This is a genomic window from Pseudomonas sp. MPR-R2A5, assembly GCF_058793055.1.
In genome coordinates, this window is record NZ_JBXAFK010000019.1 from 108,771 (window position 1) to 115,369 (window position 6,599).

Sequence of the window (6,599 nt, forward strand, 5' to 3'; positions counted from 1 at the left end):
ACTCGTTGTAGATTGAACAAAATATTGCCACTAAAAAGGCTTGTTTTCTATTTTTATGCGAATAATCTTGTAATTCTTACAACAAATCGACGACAGGCACTTTCCAATGACTCTTCGAATCGCAATCAATGGTTTTGGCCGTATCGGCCGCAATGTCCTGCGCGCACTGTATACCCAAGGCTACCGCCAGGATTTGCAGATCGTCGCCATCAATGATTTGGGCGACAGTTCGATCAATGCCCACCTGCTCAAATACGACACCGTACACGGTACTTTCGAGGCAGAGGTCGCCCACGATCAGGAAAGCCTGACCGTCAACGGTGACCGGATCGCCGTCAGTGCCATTCGCAACCCGGCCGACCTGCCATGGGCCGCGCACAAGATCGACGTGGTGTTCGAATGCACCGGCCTGTTCACCGACCGCGACAAGGCGGCCGCCCATATTACCGCTGGCGCGCGCAAGGTAATCATCTCGGCCCCGGCCAAGGGCGCGGACGCTACCGTGGTCTACGGCGTGAACCATGACATTCTGCGTCAATCCCACCAGATCATCTCCAACGCCTCCTGCACCACCAACTGCCTGGCGCCGGTGGCCCAAGTGCTGCATCGCGAGCTGGGCATCGAAAGCGGCTTGATGACCACGATTCACGCCTACACCAACGACCAGAACCTGACCGACGTCTACCATACCGACCCGTACCGGGCGCGTTCGGCCACCCAGAACATGATCCCGAGCAAGACCGGCGCCGCCGAAGCGGTTGGCCTGGTACTGCCGGAACTGGCGGGCAAACTGACCGGCATGGCCGTGCGGGTACCCGTGATCAACGTGTCGCTGGTGGACCTCACCGTACAACTGAAGAAAGAAGCTACCGCGGAAGAAGTCAACGCGCTGCTCAAGGAAGCCAGCCAGCACTCGAAAATCCTCGGCTACAACACCCTGCCGCTGGTATCCAGTGACTTCAACCATAACCCGTTGTCGTCGATCTTCGACGCCAATCACACCAAGGTCAGCGGCAAATTGCTGAAGGTGCTGGCCTGGTACGACAACGAATGGGGCTTCTCCAACCGCATGCTGGATAACTGCCTGGCGCTGTGCAACGCCGAATAACGCCTGTGTTCAGGCGGGGCTTGTTGTGGCAAGCGGGCTTACTGTGGCAAGCGGGCTTGTTGTGGCGAGCGGGCTTGCCCCGCGTTGGGCTGCGTAGCAGCCCCAAAAACTGCCGCCGCGTTTTGCCTGGAAAAACACGGTGTTCTTATTTAGGGCTGCTGCGCAGCCCAACGCGGGGCAAGCCCGCTCGCCACAAAAGCGCGCGTCTGCCGAGTTCACCGTGTTGCAGCAAAGTGCCACTTGCCATTTGCATTGATGATAAGCATTATCATTAACTGCCAATCGGTCAGGTATCACTGTGAGCCTATCTCGCTTCAACCATGTCTTTCTCAGCCAACGGCTGATTCTGCTACGCACCTTGCAGCGGATGGTGAATAACCCCAGCACCGCCGAAGACCTGGTGCAGGAAACCTACCTGCGCGTCACCCGGGCCCTGAGCGAGCGGCCGATCGACCACCTTGAACCCTTCGTCTACCAGACCGCCCGTAACCTGGCGCTGGATCACTTGCGCTCGCGCAGGGTCCAGGCCCGCACGCTGCAGGAAGATGTGCCACTGGACATCCTGCAAAGCGTCGCTGCCCCCATCAGCACCCCCGAAGACGCCACCCAGGCCGAACAATTGCTCGAACACTTGAGTGTCAGCCTTGGCCGGTTGAGCGCGCGCCAGCAGCAGATTTTCATCCTCAGCCGCCTGCACGGTTGCAGCTACCAGGAGATTGCCGATCAGTTGAACGTGTCCTTGAGCACCGTGCAAAAGGAACTGAAATTGATCATGGCCATCTGCGTAGGTGTGGCCGAACGGCTGGATCAGCCTTAAGCTTCATCCGACAGAAATGTCGACCAAGGCTGTAGAAAAGATAAATAAAACGTGGCGAAGACCCGAGGCACACCGTGATGGACCCGAATAACCTGCGCCCCCATGAGCTGGCGGATGAGGTGTTGCAAGACCCGGCTATGGACCAGGCACTGGACTGGCTGATCGCCTTGCAGTGCCCGCGGGCCGGGCAGCAGGCCGAGTTTGAAGCGTGGCTGGCCCGCGACCCGGCGCACGTCCACGCGTTCGGGAAGGCGCAGGCTGCCTGGGGTGGCGCTCCCGTACACAGTGCCGCGGTGGCCCTGGCGGCGCCACGCAAACCCAGCGCCTGGCGTCGCCTGCAGCCGCATTGGAAACCCTTGGCCACCGCTGCCGTGTTGCTGCTGGGGTTGTTCAGTTTCAGCAACCTGCCCGTGCGCCTGCAGGCGGACCATCTCACCGTGGTGGGTGAGCGCCAGCGCCTGCAATTGGACGATGGGTCGAAAGTACTGCTGAATACCAATTCGGCGTTTTCCAGCCGCATCGAGGACCATCAGCGCATCGCCCGCCTGTACCAGGGCGAGGCGTTTTTCGAAGTGGTACCCAGCCGCGGCCTGCCCCTGGAAATCGACGCAGGCCCCGTCCGCGCCAGCGTGCGCGACACGGCCTTCGCCGTGCGCTACCTCAATGGCGAAGCCCAGGTGCAAGTGCAGCGCGGCGATGTCGACCTGAGCACTACCTTCGACGACGCCCGTGTGCGCTTGAGCGCGGGCGAAAGCATCCGTATCGGCCCCAAGGGCTTTGGGCCGCCCGCCAAACTCGATGCCAACAAAGACCTGGCCTGGGTCCAGGGCCGGCTGATTTTCGAAAACTGCCCGATGAGCGAAGTGCTTGCCGAATTGCGCCGCTATTACCCGGGCTGGATCGTCAACACCAACGACAAGCTCGCCAGCATCGCCGTCACCGGCAATTACCGCCTCGACCAACCGCTGGACGTGGTGCGTTCCCTGGCGCACATCACCTCGGCCAAGCTGTCGGAATATCCGGCGCTGGTGATCTTGAACTAAATGAGAATTATTTTTACTCGATAGCCTGCGGCAGTACGTCTCGTCTTAGCCAATGCAACTGATTCCTATTTGGAACGGTTCGCAACTATAAGACTCGTACCTCCGGAGCGCTCTCGATGTCCTCTCGTTTCAACCGCCGGTCTTCTTCGCCCGTGCTGTCCTTGCTGACCGTCGCCATCCTGCTGGCCGGTGCGCCCGTGATGGCCGCCACGACCACCGAGCCCGTTGCCCGCAGCCACGGCAACTACCGTTTCAGCATTGAGCAGCAGCCGCTGGTCTCGGCCCTGAATGCCTTCACCAGCGTGACCGGCTGGCAAATCGGCCTGCCGGCGGAGCTGGGCCAGGGTGTATCGTCCCCTGGCGTACACGGTGCGCTGTCACCGGAAAAAGCCCTGGAGCGCTTGTTGGTGGGGACCAACCTGAGCTACCGCAAATTGGGCAATAACAACATCGTGCTGGAAAAGCGCGTGGCGGGCAGCACGTTGAATCTGCAACAGGTGACCATCAGCGCCACCCGTAATGAGCAGGATATCAACAGCGTACCGAGCACCGTCAGCGTGCATGGCCGCGAAGAGCTGGACCGCCAGAACGTCAACACCATTCGCGAACTGGCGCGCTACGAGCCCGGCGTCTCGGTGGGCGGCGCAGGCACCCGTTCCGGCAACGCGGGCTACAACATCCGTGGCATCGACGGCGACCGCATCCTCACCCAGGTGGATGGTGTCGAAGTGCCGGACAACTTCTTCAACGGCCCCTACGCCAAGACCCGTCGCAACTACGTCGACCCGGAAATCGTCAAGCGCGTGGAGATCCTGCGCGGACCGGCCTCGGCCCTGTACGGCAGCAGTGCCATCGGCGGCGCGGTGAGTTACTTCACCCTTGACCCGGATGACATCATCAAGCCCGGCCAAGACGTCGGCGCCCGTCTGAAAACCGGCTACAGCTCCGCCGACGAAAGCTGGCTGACCTCCGCCACGGTCGCCGGCCGTTTGCAGGACTTCGACGGCCTGTTGCACCTGAGCCAGCGCAATGGCCATGAAACCGAATCCTACGACGGCAACAACGCTACCGGCCTGGCCCGCACGGGCGCCAACCCGGAGGACGCGCGCACCACCAACGTGCTGGCCAAGTTGGGCTGGAATTATGGCGATGACAACCGCCTGGGCGTGACGTATGAGAAGTACAAGGATGATCGCGACGTCAACCTGAAGAACGCGGTGGGCGGCCCGTTCATCGGCGGCCGAGGCTTCAACCTCTACCGTGATCGTCGCGGTAACGACACCATTACCCGTGAACGTTTCGGCCTGGAAAACAGCGTTGCCCTTGAGTCGCCGATTGCCGACCGCATCAAGACCAGCCTCAACTACCAGATCGCCAAGACCGACCAGACCACCGCCGAAATCTATCAATCGGGCCGTCGCGTCTTGCGCACCCGCGACACGCTTTACGAAGAAAAACAGTGGGTTTTCGACGCGCAGTTGGACAAAGCGTTCAGCCTCGGTGAGACCGATCACCAAGTGACCTATGGCACCACCCTCAAGCAGCAAAAAGTCACCGGCTCGCGCGAAGGCAGCGCCACCTGCCTGGTCGTCGGCAGTGGCTGCACGGCCGTGGGCGCGCCCAGCCCAATGGCCAGTGACAGCGTGAATAAATCCAGCGACTTCCCGGACCCGACCATCAACACCTATTCGCTGTTTGCACAAGACCAGGTCACCTGGGGCAAGTGGACCTTCCTGCCCGCCGTGCGCTACGACTACACCCAGCTCAAGCCCAAGCTGACCCAGGCGTTCCTCAATACCGTAAACCCCACGGGGGCCGACCCCGTGAGCGACCAGGAAAAGACCTGGCACCGCGTGACGCCCAAGTTTGGCCTGACCTACGCCCTGACCGATCAATACACCTGGTTCGGCCAATATGCCGAAGGTTTCCGTACACCCTCCGCCAAGGCGCTGTACGGCCGCTTTGAAAACCTGAACCTGGGCTACACCGTCGAGCCGAACCCGGACCTCAAGCCGGAAACCAGCAAGGGTCTCGAAACCGGGATTCGCGGCAAGTTCGACGCGGGCTCCTTCGAGATCACCGCGTTCTATAACAAGTACCGCGACTTCATCGACGAAGACAACGCCGTTGTCGGCGGCACCCTCGAACAGTTCCAGGCCATCAATATCAAGCGCGCCACCATCAAGGGCGCGGAAGCCAAAGGCCGCCTGAACCTGGATGCGTTCGGTGCACCTCAGGGCCTGTACACCCAAGGTTCGGTGTCCTATGCCTACGGTCGCAACGACGATAACGGCGAACCGCTGAACAGCGTCAACCCGCTCAAAGGCGTATTCGGCCTGGGCTACGAGCAGGACAACTACGGTGGCCTGCTGAGCTGGACCCTGGTGAAAAAGCAGGATCGCGTCGACAGCAGTACCTTCCACGCACCGGACGGCGACACCAGCGGCCCCTTCAAGACCCCTGGTTTCGGTGTCGTCGACCTGACCGCCTTCTACAAAGTCACCAACGACGTGACCATCAACGGCGGCCTCTACAACCTCACCGACAAGAAGTACTGGAACTGGGATGATGTGCGCAGCTACGACAGCGTGGGTGAAGCCGCGGTGACCGGCCCTGCCAACCTCGACCGTCTGACCCAGCCCGGTCGCAACTTTGCGATCAACGTGATCTGGGATATCTGACAACACCCGACTCACCTCGTCGAAATGTCAGCGGCGAGGTGAGGATTTTTTACTGTGCCGCGTCTTCTTGTTCGTCTAGTTGATAACAGCTCTCTTCAGGGCAACAGGCGCTCCCCTTCTCAAGGACTTTTTCATGACCGCTTCTCCTACCGCAGAACGCCCAAGCCTGCGCTCCCAACGCCTGAACCAGATCACCCACGCGCCACATACCCGGCTCGACGCGCTGGTGAAGGCACATGCACCGTTTGAATCCCAGGCCAACTTCGCGCGTTTCGTGGTCGCGCAGTACCTGTTCCAGTCGGAACTGGTGGCGCTGTACAACGATGCCGAGCTGATCAAGATCATCCCCGACCTGGCCGAACGCTGCCGCGCCGAAGCGGCCAAGCTGGACCTGGCCGACCTGGACACGCAAGTGCCTGCACCGGTTGCCGGCGCGGTGAACAACCCGAGCAAGGCCGAAGCCCTGGGCTGGCTGTTCGTGTCTGAAGGCTCCAAGCTGGGCGCGGCGTTCCTGATCAAGCGTGCCGTGGGCTTGGGCCTGAGCGAAACCTTCGGGGCTCGCCACCTCGGTGAGCCGGCCGGCGGTCGTGCCGAAGGCTGGAAGCGCTTCACCCGTACCCTCGACGCGCTCGAATTGAGCGCCGAAGAAGACGCCGCAGCGGAAAAAGGCGCGGTGGATGCGTTTGTGCGCTTCACCGTGCTGCTGGAACAGGCGTACGCTAGCGCCCCTGAACTGGCCTGATCCCCAGATTGAAATGCGGTCGACATGTGGGAGGGGGCTTGCCCCCGATAGCAGTGCATCAGCCAACAAATAGGTAACTGACCCACCGCCATCGGGGGCAAGCCCCCTCCCACATGTTGATCGCATTTCAGTGAAGTGCGCCCCAAAAGCTGGACAGCTGTTGGTTAGGCTACAGCGGACCGGGTCCTGTACGCTACAGGGCTCAGTC

The 6,599-nt window shown here is 61.0% G+C and carries 5 protein-coding genes; all 5 read left to right on the forward strand.

The genetic code is table 11. The features are described 5' to 3' along the window. Window positions 1–106 precede the first annotated feature (106 nt). On the forward strand, window positions 107–1,108 hold the full coding sequence (gap, locus tag AC1Q6I_RS15555; RefSeq protein WP_015885658.1) for a type I glyceraldehyde-3-phosphate dehydrogenase: 1,002 nt from the start codon (window positions 107–109) through the stop codon (window positions 1,106–1,108). 298 nt (window positions 1,109–1,406) lie between these two features. Then, the gene (locus tag AC1Q6I_RS15560; protein WP_024077196.1) at window positions 1,407–1,925 is read left to right on the forward strand and encodes an RNA polymerase sigma factor; all 519 of its coding nucleotides are present in this window, start codon (window positions 1,407–1,409) and stop codon (window positions 1,923–1,925) included. A gap of 77 nt (window positions 1,926–2,002) precedes the next feature. Then, a complete protein-coding gene (locus AC1Q6I_RS15565) occupies window positions 2,003–2,968 on the forward strand; it encodes a FecR family protein (protein ID WP_069076913.1) in 966 nt (321 codons plus the stop codon). Between the two features lie 116 nt (window positions 2,969–3,084). Next, window positions 3,085–5,649 carry a TonB-dependent receptor gene (locus AC1Q6I_RS15570; protein ID WP_069076912.1) on the forward strand — a complete coding sequence of 855 codons (2,565 nt, stop codon included), beginning with the start codon at window positions 3,085–3,087 and terminating at the stop codon, window positions 5,647–5,649. 133 nt (window positions 5,650–5,782) lie between these two features. Beyond that, window positions 5,783–6,391 carry a biliverdin-producing heme oxygenase gene (locus tag AC1Q6I_RS15575; protein WP_069076911.1) on the forward strand — a complete coding sequence of 203 codons (609 nt, stop codon included), beginning with the start codon at window positions 5,783–5,785 and terminating at the stop codon, window positions 6,389–6,391. Window positions 6,392–6,599 lie beyond the last annotated feature (208 nt).

What these genes read in the sequence shown, in the direction of transcription:
- gap (WP_015885658.1), top strand. Translation starts at nt 107, where the DNA reads ATGACTCTTCGAATCGCAATCAATGGTTTTGGCCGTATCGGCCGCAAT.
- AC1Q6I_RS15565 (WP_069076913.1), top strand. Translation starts at nt 2,003, where the DNA reads ATGGACCCGAATAACCTGCGCCCCCATGAGCTGGCGGATGAGGTGTTG.
- AC1Q6I_RS15570 (WP_069076912.1), top strand. Translation starts at nt 3,085, where the DNA reads ATGTCCTCTCGTTTCAACCGCCGGTCTTCTTCGCCCGTGCTGTCCTTG.
- AC1Q6I_RS15575 (WP_069076911.1), top strand. Translation starts at nt 5,783, where the DNA reads ATGACCGCTTCTCCTACCGCAGAACGCCCAAGCCTGCGCTCCCAACGC.